At 61.5% G+C, this 18,574-nt stretch carries 16 protein-coding genes; 6 read left to right on the top strand and 10 right to left on the bottom strand.

The annotated features are described in order from the left end of the window. The first annotated feature begins 38 nt into the window (after positions 1–38). Positions 39–1,136 (top strand): CAP domain-containing protein, encoded by a 1,098-nt coding sequence (locus tag ACWYRN_RS07430; protein ID WP_488691816.1) that lies wholly within the window; start codon positions 39–41, stop codon positions 1,134–1,136. A 5-nt stretch (positions 1,137–1,141) separates the two neighbouring features. Beyond that, positions 1,142–1,807, top strand: a complete 666-nt coding sequence (locus ACWYRN_RS07435; RefSeq protein ID WP_488691817.1) for an Hpt domain-containing protein — start codon at positions 1,142–1,144, stop codon at positions 1,805–1,807. 13 nt (positions 1,808–1,820) lie between these two features. Here ACWYRN_RS07435 and ACWYRN_RS07440 read toward each other — a convergent pair whose 3' ends face one another. From ACWYRN_RS07440 to rpmH, 7 genes are all read right to left on the bottom strand, one after another. Beyond that, on the bottom strand, positions 1,821–1,994 hold the full coding sequence (locus tag ACWYRN_RS07440; protein WP_229439890.1) for a hypothetical protein: 174 nt from the start codon (positions 1,992–1,994) through the stop codon (positions 1,821–1,823). A 392-nt stretch (positions 1,995–2,386) separates the two neighbouring features. Continuing rightward, positions 2,387–2,953: a DUF1439 domain-containing protein gene (locus tag ACWYRN_RS07445; RefSeq protein WP_488691818.1), complete on the bottom strand. Its 567-nt coding sequence runs from the start codon at positions 2,951–2,953 to the stop codon at positions 2,387–2,389. 229 nt (positions 2,954–3,182) lie between these two features. Beyond that, the gene (mnmE, locus tag ACWYRN_RS07450) at positions 3,183–4,562 is read right to left on the bottom strand and encodes a tRNA uridine-5-carboxymethylaminomethyl(34) synthesis GTPase MnmE (RefSeq protein WP_488691820.1); all 1,380 of its coding nucleotides are present in this window, start codon (positions 4,560–4,562) and stop codon (positions 3,183–3,185) included. Between the two features lie 67 nt (positions 4,563–4,629). Next, entirely contained in the window at positions 4,630–6,294 is a 1,665-nt protein-coding gene (yidC, locus tag ACWYRN_RS07455; protein ID WP_488691821.1) for a membrane protein insertase YidC, read from the bottom strand. A gap of 11 nt (positions 6,295–6,305) precedes the next feature. Then, entirely contained in the window at positions 6,306–6,566 is a 261-nt protein-coding gene (gene yidD, locus ACWYRN_RS07460; RefSeq protein WP_229439886.1) for a membrane protein insertion efficiency factor YidD, read from the bottom strand. Continuing rightward, the gene (locus ACWYRN_RS07465; RefSeq protein WP_488691823.1) at positions 6,563–6,925 is read right to left on the bottom strand and encodes a ribonuclease P protein component; all 363 of its coding nucleotides are present in this window, start codon (positions 6,923–6,925) and stop codon (positions 6,563–6,565) included. The genes yidD and ACWYRN_RS07465 overlap by 4 nt, the downstream gene beginning before the upstream one ends. A 106-nt stretch (positions 6,926–7,031) precedes the next feature. Beyond that, positions 7,032–7,166 (bottom strand): 50S ribosomal protein L34, encoded by a 135-nt coding sequence (gene rpmH / locus ACWYRN_RS07470; RefSeq protein ID WP_040378179.1) that lies wholly within the window; start codon positions 7,164–7,166, stop codon positions 7,032–7,034. Positions 7,167–7,504: 338 nt separating this feature from the next. On the opposite strand from rpmH, the gene dnaA reads away from it, so the two are divergent. The 4 genes from dnaA to ACWYRN_RS07490 all read left to right on the top strand — a co-directional run bounded on the left by dnaA (position 7,505) and on the right by ACWYRN_RS07490 (position 13,767). Beyond that, complete coding sequence (dnaA, locus tag ACWYRN_RS07475; protein WP_488691824.1) at positions 7,505–8,902, top strand: chromosomal replication initiator protein DnaA; 1,398 nt, start codon at positions 7,505–7,507, stop codon at positions 8,900–8,902. A 223-nt stretch (positions 8,903–9,125) separates the two neighbouring features. After that, entirely contained in the window at positions 9,126–10,232 is a 1,107-nt protein-coding gene (gene dnaN / locus ACWYRN_RS07480; RefSeq protein WP_488691825.1) for a DNA polymerase III subunit beta, read from the top strand. An 87-nt stretch (positions 10,233–10,319) separates the two neighbouring features. Further along, complete coding sequence (gene gyrB, locus ACWYRN_RS07485) at positions 10,320–12,824, top strand: DNA topoisomerase (ATP-hydrolyzing) subunit B (protein WP_488691826.1); 2,505 nt, start codon at positions 10,320–10,322, stop codon at positions 12,822–12,824. Between the two features lie 607 nt (positions 12,825–13,431). Beyond that, positions 13,432–13,767 (top strand): HNH endonuclease, encoded by a 336-nt coding sequence (locus ACWYRN_RS07490; RefSeq protein WP_488691827.1) that lies wholly within the window; start codon positions 13,432–13,434, stop codon positions 13,765–13,767. Positions 13,768–13,885: 118 nt separating this feature from the next. Here ACWYRN_RS07490 and ACWYRN_RS07495 read toward each other — a convergent pair whose 3' ends face one another. The 3 genes from ACWYRN_RS07495 to ACWYRN_RS07505 form a co-directional block, all read right to left on the bottom strand. After that, entirely contained in the window at positions 13,886–14,329 is a 444-nt protein-coding gene (locus tag ACWYRN_RS07495; protein ID WP_488691828.1) for an IS1096 element passenger TnpR family protein, read from the bottom strand. Beyond that, on the bottom strand, positions 14,326–17,181 hold the full coding sequence (locus ACWYRN_RS07500; RefSeq protein ID WP_488691829.1) for a UvrD-helicase domain-containing protein: 2,856 nt from the start codon (positions 17,179–17,181) through the stop codon (positions 14,326–14,328). Before ACWYRN_RS07500 ends, ACWYRN_RS07495 begins: the two co-directional genes overlap by 4 nt. Before the next feature lie 75 nt (positions 17,182–17,256). Continuing rightward, entirely contained in the window at positions 17,257–18,519 is a 1,263-nt protein-coding gene (locus tag ACWYRN_RS07505; RefSeq protein ID WP_488691830.1) for an acyltransferase family protein, read from the bottom strand. Positions 18,520–18,574: the final 55 nt, after the last annotated feature.

Below are 18,574 nucleotides of genomic sequence, written 5' to 3' on the forward strand. Positions count from 1 at the left end.
TGTGCATCCACAGACATGATTGACATCGGGAGTGACGGATGAGCGAACTGCTTCGCGCGAGGACGATTCTGGCGGGATGCGTCACCGCCCTGGCCCTGGCTGCCTGTGGCGGCGGCGGTGGCGGCAACGACAGCCCGGCGCCGACCAGCCCGCCGACCGGCAACGCGCCGAACCCGAATCCGGCCACGCCCACGCCGGACCCGGGCGCGCCGACCACGCCGGCCCCGCAGCCGACCACCCCTACCCCGGACCCGAGTCCGCCGGTCCTGCCGAACCCGCTCACGCCGAGCCCGCCCGTGCCCGATACGCCGGCCGCCCCGGGCGCGCCCGCCGTCACCGGCAACATCGCCGTCGATGGCCGCGAATGGCTGAACTTCCGGCGCAGCCAGATCGGCATGTCCACGCTGAACCAGAACAGCACGATCAACATGGCCGCCCAGAATCACTCGGATTACCAGCGCCTCAACAACACCATCACGCACGACCAGGTCGCGGGCCGCCAGGGCTTTACCGGCGTTACCGTGAGCGACCGCCTGACCGCAGCCGGCTACGTGTTCAACACCAGCGCCGCGCGCGCCTATGGCGAAGTGATCTCGGCCACTTCGAGCGGCACCGGCCAGTACATGGCCGAGGAACTGATCACCGCCATCTACCACCGCTTCGTCATCTTCGAGCCGGTGTTCAAGGAAATCGGCACCGGCGCCGCCACCGCCACCAACGGACGCAGCTACTTCACCGCCAACTTCACCGCCAACAACGGCTACGGTGCCGGCCTGGGCCGCGGCCAGGTGGCGGTCTGGCCCTACGATGCCCAGACGGCCGTGCCGCGCAACTTCTTCAGCGATACCGAATCGCCGGACCCGGTCCCGAATCGCAACGAAGTCGGCTACCCGATCAGCGTGCACGCGAACATCAACGTGCCGGTCACGGTGACGAGTTTCACGGTGCGTCCGCGCGGTGGCGCCGACCTGGCCACCCGCCTGCTGAGCAACGCCAACGACAGCCATACCGGACGCTCGTCGGCCGCCATCGTGCCGCTGCAGCCGCTGGCGGCGGGCACCACCTACGACGTCACTTTCACGGGCACGGCCGACGGCGTTGCGGTCACCCGCAGCTGGTCCTTCACGACCCGCTGAACGGAATGGAGAAGCCGCCCGCGGCTGGGAGTGTCATGCCGGTGCCGGCGGCAGCGGGCAAGGCGCCTGCGCCGCTGGTCGATGTCGAGGCCGGCGTCGAGCGCCTGATGGGCAACCGGCAGGTTTATTTGCGCGCACTCGCGCGTTTCCGCCACGATTACCGCAGCGCCGGCGCCGCCATCGGCACGGCCCTCGAGACCGGCAACCCGGCACTGGCCGGGCGCCTGGTGCACACGCTCAAGGGCGCTGCCGGGATGATCGAGGCACGTTCCCTGCATGCGGCCGCGCTGGCGCTGGAAACGGCGCTGCGCACGGGCGGGCCCGCTTCCGCATCTGCTGCCGATCCTGCCCAGGTGGATGCGCTGTTCGTGCGCCTGGATGCCGAGCTGGCCCACGTGCTGCGCGAACTCGACGGCATGGCGGACCTGAGCGAGGCCGTCGTGGCGGCGCCGCGCCCGGTGCGCCCGAACAATGTGCTGGAGCGCCTGCGCGCCCTGCTCGACATCGGCGATGGCGAAGCGGTCGACCTGGCCGAGCAGGCGCAGGACGAATTGATCGTGCAATTGGGGGAAAGCGATTACCGCAGCTTCAGCGCCGCGGTGGCGGAGTTCGACTTCGAGCGCGCGCTCGCGCTGCTCGACCGGCCCGGGTGGGCCGGCACGGCCGGTTAGACGGGAACGGCTGTCAGCGCGTGTACTCGGCTTCTTCGTCGAACGAGTCGGTGCAAGTCTTGCCGCAGAAACGGCGTACGCTGTCGAGCGGCTTTTCGCAGTACCAGCAGGAACCCTTGGGCGGCAAGCTCAGGCGCGTAGGCCTGGCTTGTGCGGCAGCCGCTGCAGCAACCATGGGTTCGGCCATTGCGGTTTCGCCAGTCAAACTTTCTTGTATCGTTTCCAAGATCACCTCCAACCAGCAGCACGTCAATCCGTAGAGCAAGATTACTTCAGCGGAACATTCCAGGCATGACAAAACGCAATCCGTTCGTCTGGCCAGGCACCTGCGTGGCAGTGTGTTCCGCAAGACCGCAACAGCCGTTTCGATAAGCCAGTGTGCGCCGAACCCGGCGCCTCTGCAATGTCATCCACGACCGACTTTCGTTGTTGCGGCAACAGAACAACACCTTGTCGTTTTCCGTGGGCGCTGGATGCGGCAGCGTTTCCAGCTGCGGAAATCTTAGCAGTATTGACAACAATTTCAGCACGATTCCAATCGTGCGCACTGCTTTTGGGGAGGAAATTTTGTAACGGCGTTCAGCGCTTTGGCTCGGGTTCAAGCGAGACGCGCAAGCCGTTCGCCGTGGTCACGATGCGGGTTGGGACGTACTGCACGCCGGCATAGCGCAGGTCTTCGCTGCGGAAGGTGTAGACCGGAATGTCGAGCACGACCTTGTCCATCAGCCCGTTCGCGGCGCGCGCCAGCTGGCGCTGCACGGATGGGTCGATCCCCCTGATCTCGAAACGCTCGATGCGCGGCTCGGCCATGAAGACGCCGCTGCGCGCCGCGTCGATGTACAGGCGGCCGGAGAAGGCCAGGCTGCCGGCCAGGGGCTGGCGCAGGAAGGACTGGGCCACGGTGGCGTCGACGCTGAGCGACACGCGGTCGCCTTCGTGGACGGCCAGTTGCGGACGCGACAGGCGCACGTCGAACAGTTCCAGCATGCGGTTGTCCATGGGGAAGCGGCGGTCGAGGCTGGCCTGGAGTTTCGACAGCGGCAGGTCGACTTCGCGCGGGCCGAGCATGCTGGCGCAGGAAGAGAGCAGGACGGCGCCGGAGACGGCGGCAAAGCTGGTCAACAATCGGCGGCGGGTGATGGTCATGCAAACTCCTCGGGGTTGTAGGTTGCAGGTTGTAGGGTGGGCTCTCGAGCCCACGCGGTACGGCGTATGAAATTTGATGCGCGTCTGGCGCATGCCCCGTTATCAGCAGTCCAACGGTACGGCTTGACGGTGACGGTGCGACTGATTAACCGGTGAGACCGCGTGGGCACAGGTGCCCACCCTACGAACGGCAAGATTCAACCGTAGTCGTCCGTAAGACCCAGGTCGATTATTTACCGATACAGAAGCGGCTGAAGATCACCCCGAGCAGATCATCCGGCGTAAATTCCCCGGTAATGCTCGACAGCTGGTCCTGCGCCAAACGCAACTCTTCGGCAAACAGATCCAGCGACTGGTCATCCTGCGCCGCATGCTGCCCCGCCACGTCCAGGTGCGCACGCGCCGCGCGCAAAGCGATCAAATGCCGCTCGCGCGCCAGGTACAGCGATTCGCCGGTCTGCTGCCAGCCGGCGATGCGCAGCAGCTCCGCGCGCAGCAAATCGATGCCGGTCTTTTCGTTCGCCGAGAGATAAATGTGGGTGGCATCCGCCGCCCCTTCCACCGCCGCGCGGTGCCCCGACAAGTCGATCTTGTTCCAGATGCGCAGCACCGGCACGCCCTCGGGGAAGGCGGCGACAATCGCCTCGTCGGCCGCGCTCGGCCCCAGGTTGGCGTCGAGCAGGTGCAGGATCACATCGGCCTTGCCGACCTCCCCCCAGGTGCGCTCGATGCCGATGCGCTCGACCACGTCGATGCCTTCGTCGATGGCGCGGATACCCGCCGTGTCGATGATATTCAGCGGAATACCCTCGATCTGGATGGTTTCGCTGACCTTATCGCGGGTGGTGCCGGCGATCGGCGTGACGATGGCGACTTCCGCCCCGGCCAGCGCGTTCAACAGTGAAGACTTGCCGACGTTCGGCTGCCCCACCAGCACCACGTTCAGCCCCTCGCGCAAGAGCGCACCCTGCGCCGCCTGGCGGAACACGTGTTCCAGCGACTCGACGATACCGGCCAGCTGCCCGCGCGCGTTCGATTTCTCCAGGAAGTCGATTTCCTCTTCCGGGAAGTCCAGCGTGGCCTCGACCAGCATGCGCAAATTGATGGTCTGCTCGACCAGCCGGTGCACGACTTGCGAGAACGCGCCCGACAGCGACTGCGAGGCGGACTTGGCCGCCGCTTCGGTCGAGGCGTCGATCAGATCGGCCACGGCTTCGGCCTGGGCCAGGTCGAGCTTGTCGTTGAGGTAGGCGCGGCGCGTGAATTCGCCCGGCTCGGCCAGGCGCAGGCCGTGCTCGGCCCCGGCTTCCAGCACGCGCGCCAGCAGCATCTGCAAGACCACCGGGCCGCCGTGGCCCTGCAGTTCCAGCACGTCTTCGCCGGTATAGGAATGTGGCGCCTTGAAGTACAGGGCCAGGCCCTGGTCGAGCACCGTGCCGTCGGCGGACTTGAAGGGGATGTAGGTGGCGTTGCGCGGCGCCAGTGTCGTGCCGGGGAACAGCGATTCGATCAGCGGCCCGAGCGACTTGCCCGAGGCGCGGACCACGCCGATGCCGCCGCGTCCCGGTGCGGTGGCAATGGCGGCGATGGGAGAGGTATCAAGCTTCATGCGGAAATTGTAATGGATAAAAAAAGCCCGTGACGTGCACGGGCTTTTTGGAAAGAAAGCGCTTGGCTTACTTCATGGTCGCAGGTGCGAGCTTCTTGGTAATGACCCACTGCTGCGCAATCGACACCAGGTTGTTGACCACCCAGTACAGCACCAGGCCCGACGGGAAGAACACGAACATGACCGAGAACGCCAGCGGCATGAACAGCATCATCTTCGCCTGCATCGGATCGGCCGGCTGCGGGTTCAGCTTGGCGGTGATGAACATCGAGATCGCGTACAGGATCGGCAGGATGAACCACGGGTCTGGCTGGGTCAGGTCGGTGATCCAGCCGATCCATGGCGCGCCGCGCATCTCGACCGAGGCTTGCAGCACGTAGTACAGCGCCAGGAAGACCGGCATCTGGATCAGGATCGGCAGGCAGCCGCCCAGCGGGTTGATCTTCTCGGCCTTGTACAGCTCCATCGTGGCCTGCTGCATCTTCACCGGGTCGGCTTTATAACGCTCGCGGATCGCCTGCATCTTCGGCGTGACCACGCGCATCTTGGCCATGCTGCGGTAGCCGGCGGCCGACAGCGGGAAGAAGGCCAGCTTGATCAGGATGGTAAAGGCGATGATGGTCCAGCCCCAGTTGCCGAGCAGCTGGTGGATGTGGTCCATGATCCAGAACAGCGGCTTGGCGATGATCGCGAACATGCCGTAGTCCTTCACCAGCTCCAGGCCCGGGGTGATGGTTTCCAGCTTCTTCTCGTCCTGCGGGCCCGAATACAGGCGCGCGGTGTTCGAGACGGTGGCGCCCGGCGCCACGCTGCCCAGCGACTGGGTGGTGCCGATGGCGTACATGTTGGTCGCCAGCTTCTTGGTGTAGATGTCGCGCGCGGTGTTATCGGCCGGAATGAAAGCCGACACGAAGAAGTGCTGCGAAATCGCCACCCAACCGCCGTTCGACTTGGTCGAGTGCTCGGCCTTGTTCTTCTCGATGTTCTCGAAGCTCAGCTTCTGGTACTTGTCTTCCGGGGTCCACAGGGTCGGGCCGGTGAAGCTCGGCGTGAACCAGGAATCGCCAGGCGGCTTGTTGCCGTCGTGCTGGAGCTGCAGGTACAGGGCTGGCTGGACCGGCGCGGCCGTCAGGTTGGTCACATCGTGGCGCACGTCGATGACGTAGTCGCCGCGCTTGAAGGTGAAGGTCTTGGTCAGGCGCACGCCGGCCTGCTCGGCTTCGAGCACCAGTTGCACCTGGTTGTTGCCTTCGATGGTGCGCACGCCTGGCTTGGCGACGAAGGTCGTGTTGTGGTTCGGCAGCACGCCGGCCGGGGTCGTACCGATCAGGCCGGTCTGGCCCAGATAGGTGTTGTTGCCAGCAACGTCGAACAGGACCTGGTTCTTGGTCTTGTCGAAGTGGTCCGGGTAATGCAGCAGCTCGAGACGGCGGATCACGCCGCCCTGGGTGTCGACTTCGGCCTTGACCACGTCGGTGGTGATGGTGATGCGCTCGGCGCGCACCGGGGCCGGAGCGGCAGGCTGGCCAGGGACGGCCGGTGCGCCAGCCTGGGCCGGTGCACCCGGCACGCCGGTGGTGTTATGGGTGTTGGCTGGCGCCTCGGCGACCTTGGCTGGCGGCGCCGGCGAGAACATCGACTGCTTTCCGTTCGACACCATCCAGTTGTTCCACAGAACGACTAGCGAGACGGCGAAGACAATCCACAGAATGGTACGTTTGTTGATTTCCATTGAGGTATTCGTCAGGAGTGGTTGCAACCGCAAGCGGCTGATGAGGAATGCTTGTGCCGCTTGGGCGGTACGGGATCATGCCCGCCCGCGTTCCAGGGATGGCAGCGGCCGAGGCGGCGCACCGTCAGCCAGCTGCCGCGCAGCGCACCATGGGTCTGGAGCGCCTCGATGGCATAGCAGGAACAGGAAGGATAGAAACGGCAGTTCTGCCCGAGCATCGGGGACAGCACGAGCCGGTAGGCTCGCACGATCCAGATGAGCAGGATTTTCATGGCGAGGACGGCGACGGCTGCACGGCAGCCGGAGGAGCCGCCACTTTCGCCGGCGGCGCCGGCTTGCGCGGACGCTGCGAAGCGAGCAGGCGCGACAATTCCGCGTGCAACAGGCGCTTCAGGGCGCTGTTGGTCGCGGGGCCTTGTTTCGTGTTCACCGGACGCGCCAGGCGCACGATGCAGTCGACGGACTGGATCTGGCTGGTGCGGAACAGCTCGCGCGTGATGCGCTTGATGGTATTCCGGGTCACCGCGCGCGGCGCGAAACGCTTGGCCGCAACGATGCCCAGCCGCGCATGCGGCAGCGGGCTGGGCCGGGTATAGAGCACGAAATGCGCGGATTTTTGCGTGGGCCGCAAACGAAAAACGGATGAAAATTCATCCGTTTTCAGAATGCGCCGAGCGCGCGCGAAGTCGTGCGAACCTTCGCCTGTCATGTGACCGCGGTCAGCTGGTGCGGCTGGCTTAGACAGCCAGACGCTTGCGGCCCTTGGCGCGGCGTGCGTTCAGAACCTGACGGCCACCACGGGTAGCCATACGTGCGCGGAAGCCGTGCGTGCGCTTGCGACGAACGACGGAAGGTTGGTAAGTACGTTTCATGGTGGTCTCGCTTAAAGCAAATAAGTATGCAAAATCGGGTCTGACGTCTGTTCGTCAGGAATCGGCGCCAATGACAGTTCGCTTCGTTAAGCCAGCGTCACGCCACAGCTAGTCCGTGCATTTCTCGACCATCAAACGAAGGCTGAGCAGGCGGGCGGACAGGGAACCCTGAATTAGACCCTACTTGACAACCCTCTGTCAAGAAGCCTGTTGTTTTCGACGGCTGGTGATAACTTTACATTTATCCCCAGCCCGTTACGAAAATCTGTGGCTCACCTGTGGATAACCTTCGCGAAGACAGGTAAAATAGCGTGTTACGTATCACTAAGCCGCACACAATGGATAACTTTTGGCAGACCGCTTCCGCGCAGCTGGAGCTCGAGCTGACGCCGCAACAATATAGCGCATGGATCAAACCGCTCGTCGTGCTCGACTACGAGGACGGCAAGCTGCGCATTGCGGCGCCGAACCGCTTCAAGCTCGACTGGGTCAAGACGCAGTTCGCCAACCGCATCACCGCCCTCGCCTGCCAGTTCTGGGAAGCGCCGGTCGAGGTGCAATTCGTGCTCGACCCGAACAACGCCCCAAAAAAACCGGCCGAGGTGCGCCCGGCTCCGGACAATTCCCCGATGCCGGGAGAATTGCGTCCGTCGGTACCGGCGCAAAGCATCGAGCCGCAGGCAAACCTGAACATCGCCAACTCGCCGAAGCGCGAGCAGAGCCGCATCAACCCGGACCTGACCTTCGACAGCTTCGTGACCGGTAAGGCCAACCAGCTGGCGCGCGCCGCTGCGATCCAGGTGGCGAACAACCCGGGCGTGTCGTACAACCCGCTGTTCTTCTACGGCGGCGTCGGCCTCGGTAAGACCCACTTGATCCACGCGATCGGCAACCAGGTGATGGTCGACAACCCGGGCGCCCGTATCCGCTACATCCACGCCGAGCAGTACGTGCGCGACGTCGTCACCGCCTACCAACGCAAGGGCTTCGACGACTTCAAGCACTACTACCACTCGCTCGACATGCTGCTGATCGACGATATTCAATTCTTCGGTGGCAAGAGCCGCACGCAGGAAGAATTCTTCTATGCGTTCGAGGCCCTGATCGCGGCCAAGAAACAGATCATCATCACCTCGGATACCTATCCGAAAGAGATCACCGGCATGGACGACCGCCTGATCTCTCGCTTCGACTCCGGCCTGACGGTGGCGATCGAGCCGCCGGAACTGGAAATGCGCGTGGCGATCCTGCTCAAAAAAGCGCAATCCGAAGGCGTGGTCCTGTCGGATGACGTCGCGTTCTTCGTGGCCAAGCACCTGCGCTCGAACGTGCGCGAACTGGAAGGCGCGCTGCGCAAGATCCTGGCCTACTCGCGCTTCCACGGCAAGGACATCACGATCGACATCGTGAAGGAAGCCCTGAAGGATTTGCTGTCGGTGCAGAACCGCCAGATTTCCGTGGAAAACATCCAGAAGACGGTGGCCGACTTCTTCAACATCAAGGTCGCCGACATGTATTCGAAGCGCCGTCCGGCGAACATCGCCCGGCCGCGCCAGATTGCCATGTATCTGGCGAAGGAACTGACGCAAAAGAGCTTGCCGGAAATCGGCGAACTGTTCGGCGGGCGCGACCACACCACCGTGCTGCACGCGGTGCGCAAGATCGCCAGCGACCGCCAGAAGAATGCCGAGTGCAACCACGAATTGCACGTGCTGGAGCAGACCCTCAAGGGTTGATTGGTCATCGGCTACGTGCGTTGACTGTAGGGTGGACGGATCTCCCGTCCACGCGTTCAACGAACAGAACCAAGCCACAAAAACGTATCAACATGCAAACACCTGTTGAACGCGTGGACGGACAAGCCGTCCACCCTACGGAAGTTTGTATTTGTACCCAGCACACGGCAAAATAGTGCTGTAGCAACAATTTCACTGTATTAACACTTATCCGAGGATAACTATGCAACTGGTCAAAACCACCCGAGACACGCTTCTCCGGCCACTGCAGATCGTGAGCGGTATTGTCGAGCGTCGGCACACCATGCCGATTCTGGCCAATATCCTCATCCGCAAGGACGGCGAGAGCGTCTCCTTCCTGTCGACCGACACCGAAGTGCAGATCACCACGCATGCCAACATCGGCTCCGGCCCGGACGTGACCGGCACCACCGTGGCCGCGCGCAAGCTGCTGGACATCCTGCGCGCGCTGCCGGAATCCGGCGACGTGACCATGACCCTGGCCAACAAACGCCTGGCCGTCCAGAGCGGCAAATCGCGCTTTGCCCTGCAAACCCTGGCCGCCGAAGAATTCCCGACCGTCTCGGTCGCGGAAAGCCACAACGCCTCGGTCGTCCTGCCGCAAAAAACGCTGAAGCACCTGTTCAACATGGTGCACTTCGCGATGGCCCAGCAAGACATCCGCTACTACCTGAACGGCCTGCTGCTGGTGTTGGACGGTAACAAGGTCATCGCGGTCGCCACCGACGGCCACCGCCTGGCGTTCTGCCAGGTCGAAGCCGAGCAGACCTTCGAGCGCCAGGAAGTCATCATCCCGCGCAAGACCATCATCGAACTGCAGCGCCTGCTGGAAGAAAGCGACGAGACCGTCCAGCTGGACATCGCCGCCTCGCAGGTCAAACTCACCTTCGCCGACATCGAACTGGTGTCGAAGCTGGTTGAGGGCAAGTTCCCTGATTACACCCGCGTGATCCCGAAGGGCTACAAGAACGACTTCACGATCAGCCGCGAAGAACTGCTGCGCTCGCTGCAACGCGCCGCGATCATGACCAGCGATAAGTTCAAGGGCGTGCGCTGCATCATCACCCCGGGCAGCATGAAGATCAGCTCGACCAACGCCGACCAGGAAGAAGCGGTGGAAGAACTGGAAATCGACTACGGCGGCGACGCGATCGACATCGGTTTCAACGTCACCTACCTGCTCGACGTGCTGAACAACCTGAAGTGCGACCAGGTGAACATCGCCCTGGGCGATTCGAATTCGTCGGCCCTGATCTCGATTCCCGACAATGGCGACTTCAAGTATGTCGTCATGCCGATGCGTATTTAAAAACGCATCGGGGGCCGCGCCTTGTTTTATGCGGGTTGCGGCCCGAACTGAGCAGTCTGAATACACCGTTTTTTGAGAAAGCAGTCCATGTCCGAGAACACCAATCCAATGCCGGAAACGCCGAAAACGCCGGACGAATACGGCGCCGCCTCGATTCAAATTCTGGAAGGCCTGGAAGCTGTCCGCAAGCGTCCGGGCATGTACATCGGCGACACCTCGGACGGGACCGGCCTGCACCACCTGGTCTTCGAAGTGCTGGACAACTCGATCGACGAAGCACTGGCCGGCTACTGCACCGAAATCCACGTCACCATCCATTCGGATAACTCGATCTCGATTACCGACAACGGCCGCGGCATCCCGACCGGCGTCAAGATGGACGACAAGCACGAGCCGAAGCGCTCGGCCACCGAAATCGCCCTGACCGAACTGCACGCCGGCGGCAAGTTCAACCAGAACTCGTACAAAGTCTCGGGCGGCTTGCACGGCGTGGGCGTGTCCTGCGTAAACGCGCTGTCGAAACTGCTGCGCGTGACCGTGCGCCAAAAAGGTAAAGTCCACCAGATGGAATTCGCGCGTGGCGTGCCGCTGAACCGCGAAATCGAAATCGTCGACGGCTTTGAAGTCTCCCCGATGAAAGTCATCGGCGAAACCGACAAGCGCGGCACCGAAGTGCATTTCTGGGCCGACGAAGAAATCTTCACCACCGTCGAATTCCATTACGAGATCCTGAGCAAGCGTATTCGCGAACTCTCGTTCCTGAACAACGGCGTGAACATCAAGCTGAGCGACCAGCGCACCGGCAAGGAAGAAATCTTCGCCTTCGAAGGCGGCACCCGCGGCTTTGTGGAATACATCAACAAGGCCAAGGCCGTGTTGCATCCGACCGTGTTCCAGGCTACCGGCGACCGCGTGTCCGACCAGGGCACGAATATCTCGGTGGACGTGTCGATGCAGTGGAACGACTCGTACAACGAACAGGTGCTCTGCTTCACGAACAACATCCCGCAGCGCGACGGCGGCACCCACCTGACCGGTTTGCGTGCGGCGATGACGCGCGTGATCAACAAATACATCGACGAGAACGACTTCGCCAAGAAGGCAAAAGTGGAAATTTCGGGCGACGACATGCGCGAAGGCCTGACCTGCGTGCTGTCCGTCAAAGTGCCGGAGCCGAAGTTCTCGTCGCAGACCAAAGACAAGCTCGTGTCGTCGGAAGTGCGCGGCCCGGTCGAGGAAATCGTGGCGAAGACGCTCACCGACTTCCTGAACGAAAAGCCGAACGACGCTAAGATCATCTGCGGCAAGATCGTGGAAGCCGCCCGCGCCCGCGAAGCGGCGCGCAAGGCACGCGACCTGACCCGCCGCAAGGGCGTGATGGACGGCCTGGGCCTGTCGTCGAAGCTGGCCGACTGCCAGGAACGCGACCCGGCACTGGCCGAGCTGTACATCGTCGAGGGTGACTCGGCAGGCGGCTCCGCCAAACAGGGCCGCGACCGCAAGTTCCAGGCGATTTTGCCGCTGCGCGGCAAGGTATTGAACGTGGAAAAGGCGCGCTTCGAGAAGATGCTGTCGTCGGAGCAGATCACCACCCTGATCGCGACCCTCGGCACCTCAATCGGCCCGGACGAATTCAACGTCGACAAGCTGCGCTACCACCGCATCATCATCATGACCGATGCGGACGTCGACGGCGCCCACATCCGTACCCTGCTGCTGACGCTGTTCTACCGCCAGATGCCGCAGCTGGTCGAGCGTGGCCACATCTACATTGCCCAGCCGCCGCTGTACAAGGTGAAAGCCGGCCGCGACGAGCGCTACCTGAAGGACGACGTCGAGGAAGCGAGCTACATGATGATGGTGGCGCTGAACACCGCGTCGCTGCTGCCACGCGAAGGCGCCGACCCGATCACCGGCGAAGCGCTGTCGGAACTGGTGCGCCAGTACAACCTGGCGAACGCCATCATGATGCGCCTGACCCGCGTGATCGACCGCGCGGCGCTGACCGCGATCGTCGCCGGCGGCGTGACCCTGGACCTGACCACCCTCGACAACGCGCAAGCCTCGGCCAGCGCGATGGCGGCGGCAATCGGCGACCCGAGCGTGACGGTGAGCGTGCGTTCGGACGAGCTGAGCGAGAAGCACGCGCTGCGCATCGAGCGGATTCGCCACGGTAACGTGCAGGTGACCCAGATCGATGCGGACTTCGTGGCCAGTGCCGATTATGGCGTGCTGGCGGGTTCGGCTGCGACCTTCAAGGGGCTGATGGGCGAAGGCGCCATCATCCGCCGCGGCGAAGGCGAGAAAATGAAGGAATTCGCGGTGACCGACTTCCACACGGCGATGCAGTGGCTGCGCGATGAAGCGGAGCGTGGCGTGTCGAAGCAGCGTTATAAAGGTCTGGGTGAGATGAATCCGGAGCAGCTGTGGGAGACGACCATGGATCCGACCGTGCGCCGTCTGCTGAAGGTGCAGATCGAGGATGCGATTGCGGCGGATCAGATCTTTACGACGCTGATGGGGGATGAGGTGGAGCCGCGCAGGAACTTCATTGAGTCGAATGCGCTGCAGGCGGGGAATATTGACGTTTAAGCGTGCACGTACCTAAACATGAAACGCCGTCCAAAGGACGGCGTTTTTTTGCTGTCACACCCGTAAATACATTTCAGCAATCATGTGGTCTAGCCCAGTGAAATTATTGTAAAGATATTGAACAAAAAGTAGACTCAGCTGTTTCCAGTGATCTACTGCAAATGTCCGACTTACAAGAATCTGCGCAGCGCCCACAAGCCTGGAGCGACACCGAGCTAAGCAGCTCGGTACAAGCCTACCTTCTAATGCTCCGACTCGAGCTGGCCGGGGAGCGCTATAGTAAAGCGGAAGTCAATCGGCAGCTACGGGAGGGCCCCCTGGTTACACGGAGCCAAGCGTCTGTCGAGTTTCGCATGCAGAATATCTCAGCCGCGCTGTATGAGCTGAAGATGCCTTGGATTACAGGCTACCCACCAGCTCGAAACATCGGTAGCGCGGTGAAAGAAAAGATCTTGCATCACTCTTCGAGGAGGGCATCGATTTTCTAGATGCCTATATCGCAACATCCCATGTCGAAACTCTTCATACCAGGGTTTCCGAGCTTCGACAGCACCACCTTGGTAGAAAGCCACTCGGATCGTCCAGACCGTTGACCGAGACACGCACTATGACCACTCATGTTCGTGATCCAGCAGTGAAAGCCTGGGTCTTGCAACTGGCCGATGGTGTTTGTGAAGGTTGCAGACACAAAGCACCGTTTATAGGACAGGATGGGTTGCCCTATCTAGAGGTGCATCACGTAATGCCCTTAGCCTGCCACGGCTCTGATACGCCATCGAATGCCGTAGCACTCTGCCCCAATTGTCATCGCCGCTGCCACTACGCGCTCGACCGCGATCAATTCAAGCTTGAGCTTTACGAGAATATTCCGCGGTTAATCCTCGAAGTACCCGAACCAGTACCATCAGATATGGATGTGTTTATCAATCCGGATGTTGCATGAGTTTCTAGCTATTTGATTTCCATAAGATCGTACTCCTCGTCATAGCTGGCCTTTGTTTTGTGCAAAGGCTGCGCTCAGCGCGTTGATCGCTGGGTTCATCAGCCCAGATACTCAATACCTAGCAAAAGCCATCATCCGTATCGCCATATTCAAGCGGTTTCACGCCCTCCTCCATCACCAGCATGGGGTAGTCCTGCCCCTCCAGCGCCTTGGTCTCCCGCCCCTTCCTGACAATGTGAAATTTCCAGTCCGCCCCCAAGTCGTAGCGGTAGTACAGCTTCTTGTTATGCCCAAGCGGGTAGATATCGCATAGCCGGGCCTGCGCAGCGTCCGCATCTTCTTCCGGGTCGCCAAGCCATATCGACCATGCTCGCTTGCCGTGCGGCGTATTCGCCACGTAAAGTTCGGAGTAATGGTCACCGTCGAAACCGAGCACATCGAGGATGCATGCTGCGAGTTCCTCCAGGGTGGAATCGGCCTGCAAGGCAAGCACGAAGCGATAGTCTCCAGCAAGATACGCACCGGAGATGCAAGTAATCGACAGTGTCAGGACAGTATTCATTGCTCAGCCCGGCGCCGGTCGGCGCGGTGGATGATGGGGTCGGATGTGGGCGGCAGGCCTGCCAGGCCAAGCAGGCGATCGATGTTCCGGTCATACAGGGGATCGGCCAATTCCTTCGCAAGCGGAAGGTTGAGTGCGGAAAACACCGGCACCCAGGCGTCAACGCCGTCGGCGCCCGGCCGGCGCAGCGAGAGCGCGGGATTGAGCTGGTAGACGCCGGTCGCCACGCGCTGGAACAGGTGCCGGTTGTAAGCGTAGTCGCGGTCGATTTCGTTGCGCGCCAGGATACTTGAAATGTAGGCGCGCTTCTTGCGCTCCGGCGCCAGCACACTGGCCGGCATGCGTTCGTAGGCGGCGAGCAGGGTACCGGCATCGAAGCCGCCGCGGTCGGTGCGATCGGCATTGCCGAAGCAGGACTTGAACAGTACCCACATTATTTGCAGCATCAGGTATTCGGCGTGGCGCGCGTCGAGGCGTACCAGGCGCTCGCCCGCCATCAGGTCGATATGCGAGGGCGCCACCAGACGGTAGACCGCACCGAACGGACCCTGCGCATAGTCGGGATCGCGCAGCGCGGTGGCGATGGCCCAGTGCAGGGCATTCCGGCCCAGGTGGTCGACCGCGCGGGTGTCGGCGCCACGTTGGAGCAGCGCCTCGACCAGGGCCACGTTGCCGGCCGCTGCGGCGGCCATCAGCGGCGTCTGGTTCATCGGTGTGCGGTGCTCGACACCATGCTTGTCGCACAGTTTCAGGATGTCCTTGAAATTGCGTGCGAAATAAGGCAAGTAGTGACGTCGGCCGTAGACGGCGCCATGCACCGGGAACGCGCGCGCCTGTTCATAGCCGGCATCGTGCGCCAGGAACCAGGCGAGGACCGGCTCGTCGAAGCAGGTGGCGTAATCGTAGAGCTGGCCCTTGGTCTTGTTGCCTGGCGCTTTTTCGAGGAAGACCCTGGACAGTGTCTCGCGCAGCCTGACTTCGTCGAGCACGGGCCACGGAACGGGCGCGGTTTTCAGGATCATGCGTTCGATCGCATCGGCCTGTTCCTGCTTGCCTTGCAAAGCCAGCTTGCGCGCTTCCTTCTGCCACTCTTCCATGCTCGATGCCTGCGCGGCCACCTTTTCCGGCGCGCTCAGCTGTGCGATATCGAGCAGGCGCAGTAACGGATGCCCACTGTCCGATTCGACGAGGTAGACGCTGCGAATGGCGCGCGTCAAGGCCACATACAAGGCGTTGACGTAGAACTTGTAGATTTCGAGGGACTTGTCGCTTTTGTCTTTGGCACGGCTGTATTCCAGCTCATCGCCCGCGACATCGTCCGTGCCAACTCCTTCCGCGATCTCCGAGAAGGGAGCGCGGTTGTCGGACACGAAGCGGTACAGGACGATGCTGTCGTACTCGAGGCCCTTGGCTTCGTGGACCGAAAAAATCAGGGGGGTGTCGAAATGCTTGCGCGCTTCGGCTTTGTCCTCATCGCGCAGCACCAGCACCGCAAAGCGGGTCGAACGGCGCGTCTGCGCATTCAGGTCGCGCCGCACGGCCTCGCTGTCGGAAAGCAGGCTGACGGCGCCGGCATCCTGGTTGACCGCATCGACTAGAAAATTGCTCTCGCGGTCAATCGAGCCGAAGCGTCTGTGCTTGATTTTCAGGAGCGTGTTGGCGATTCGCGTGACCTGCTGCCCATTTCTGAAATTGGCCCGAAGGACTTGTAATTGCTGCCTTTCGGCGAGTTCGGGATCTTGCCAGAACAGGCTCTTGACTTTGCCCCAAGAGAAAAAGTTTGGGTGAACAATCTGGTTAGAGTCGCCGCACAGCAAAAACTGCCCTGGCTTGTTGAGCATGCCAAGCAGCAGCGCCAATTGGACCGGCGTCAGGTCCTGCACCTCGTCGATGACAATGAAATCGTAGCGCGGCCGCGCTTGCTGCCGCCATTCGTGGGACACCAGATTCAGGTCGAACAGACAGGCTTCCCGCAGCCACGCCTGGTACTTTTCAAAGAGGTCGTACAGGGCGTCGCGCTCGCCGGAGGCGAAGATCGACTGGCGCGTGCCGAGCGCAAGGTATTGCTCGCGGGTCAGCACGCCGTTGGCGTTTGCGGTGATCACGCCGCGGATTTCCTCAAAGGCCTGGTGGGCGTCGATCCCCTTGAATTGCTGGCGCATGCGCGCGAACCAGGCGGCAAAATCGGGCCAGCCCGCCTCACGGCCGGCGGGAACGCGCAGCGATTCGAGGACTTCGCGGAAGGAGAGAAAATCAGTTTCCTGCCCTTCCCGTTCAAAGCCGTGCGCGTAGTACAAGTCGCGTGCGGACTGGGCCAGATACGCCGACAGCGTCACATACAGGACATGGCCTTGTGCCTGCTTCATTTTCTCGAGCGTCAGCGCGGTTTTGCCGCTGCCGGCGCTGCCGACGATGATCAGGGGGGCGGCCTGCAAATAGACATTTTGCTGGGCATCATCGAAGGAAATGATCTTGTCGAGCCAATGCACCCGAGGCTGGCTGGGATTCAGGTAGCCGATCGGCTGGGCTTCGCCAATGGCTTCGCCCGGGTCGGCTGCCGGGATTTTTGCATCGTCGATCAGGGCGCCGCGCATGAAACGCGATTTATCGTAGGCGTGCTGCTCGATCACTTCCAGCATTAGCGCATAGGCTTCGCCGTTATAACGGACGATGGAGAACAGCAAGCGGTCGGCGTAATCCAGTTTCGCCCGGTAGAACTTGCCATGACTCAGGTTCGATAGCTTCTTGACATCGGCCGCCCGGAAATCGTCACGCTCGATCGCTTCACGTACCCTAGCATACAGGTTCTTGTTGCGTGGCGGAGAGAACTCAATGTATTCGAGAATTTTCATGGAAAGCAGCGTGCGTGCTGGCAAAGGATTACTGATCGATAACGACCGCCACTGTCGGCTGCTTGAGCGAAAAGGTCAACCGCCAGATGCGCTTGTTGGACAATTTTGTGCACGCGAATGCTCAGCGTCGATGTGAAATCCTGTGACCCGTCCTTTGCCAAGTGCAAACCAGCGGCCTAAAGGGCGCTCGACCCATCGATAAAACAGTGCGCCGGCGAGCATACTGGCCGCCCAGGCACTGCACACCCCGATCGCTTGCATCCCGGGCCGGCTATCGATAAAGCGGACAAAAACGGCATTCATGACCAGGCAAACCGGGAAATGAACCAGGAAAACGGAGTATGAGGTATTTGCAGCAAACTGCAATACGGATACTGCGAGCGAACGTGCTGTGGACAGGGTCGAACGTCCGAACATGAACAGGGAACATGCAACGATCAATGCCAGGGCAATGCGCTCCCTGAAGTCCACTGCGAGCGCCGTCAGTGCGGGGACCAGCATCATGCCGAGCAAGATTGTTACCGTTTGCGGTGATCGTTTTGCGTCGCCCGCCCACCAGGCCAAAGCGCCCAGCCCGTAGCTGCCGAAGAAATAAAGCGCCGAAATATCCCAGCTGGACTGACGATTGAAAAAGAAGAGTGAACTGCTGACTGCCGCCAGGATTATCGTGGGCACCAACCAGCTTGGTAGTCGGCCGGGCGCCAACCACCGGGAACCCCACAGCAGCACAGTCATCAGAAAATACAGCTGAAAGTCGATCGCCACATACCAGGCGCCGGCGGACAACGCTTCATAGCCAAGTACATCGTGCAGCAGCAGCGCATGCGCACTGAATTGCGCAAAGCTTGGTGGCGCAGAGATCGACGGATGCATCATCCACAGGCTGGCGAGCGCAGATGCGCTAATCGCTAGCAGCATAGCGACCAAAAACGGCGGGGCTAACTTGAGGTAACGTCGATAAATCGTTTGCAAGGGATTGGCGATGCCAGGCAAGCCGTGCGGAGAAAGCGACTTCGCAGCGAGGAAGCCGCCGATCACCAGGAACACCTGCACCGCAATCCGCGCATCATCCGCCAGCCAATCGAACACCGCCGGCACCAGCACCCGCGCATGATCCGCCATCGGCCCGTAGAACGCCAGGTGATGCAGCACGATCAGCTGCGCCGCCACGGCTTTCAGTAAATTAATCAGTACATACTGTTTATCTTGCGCCCCTGCTGAACCGGGCGTTGCTGCCACTGCTCCACTCATCAGAACTCCACCTGCTTTACCTCCAACATGCCCGCTCGACATAACCAGAGCAAAATGTTGTCGATACTGCCGGCGGGCCGTCATCATAGCCGAGCCTGCAACTTTGTGTCGCCAATACGGATGAGCTTGCAATACTGCTCCC

This window comes from Massilia sp. BAP21, from assembly GCF_057801335.1.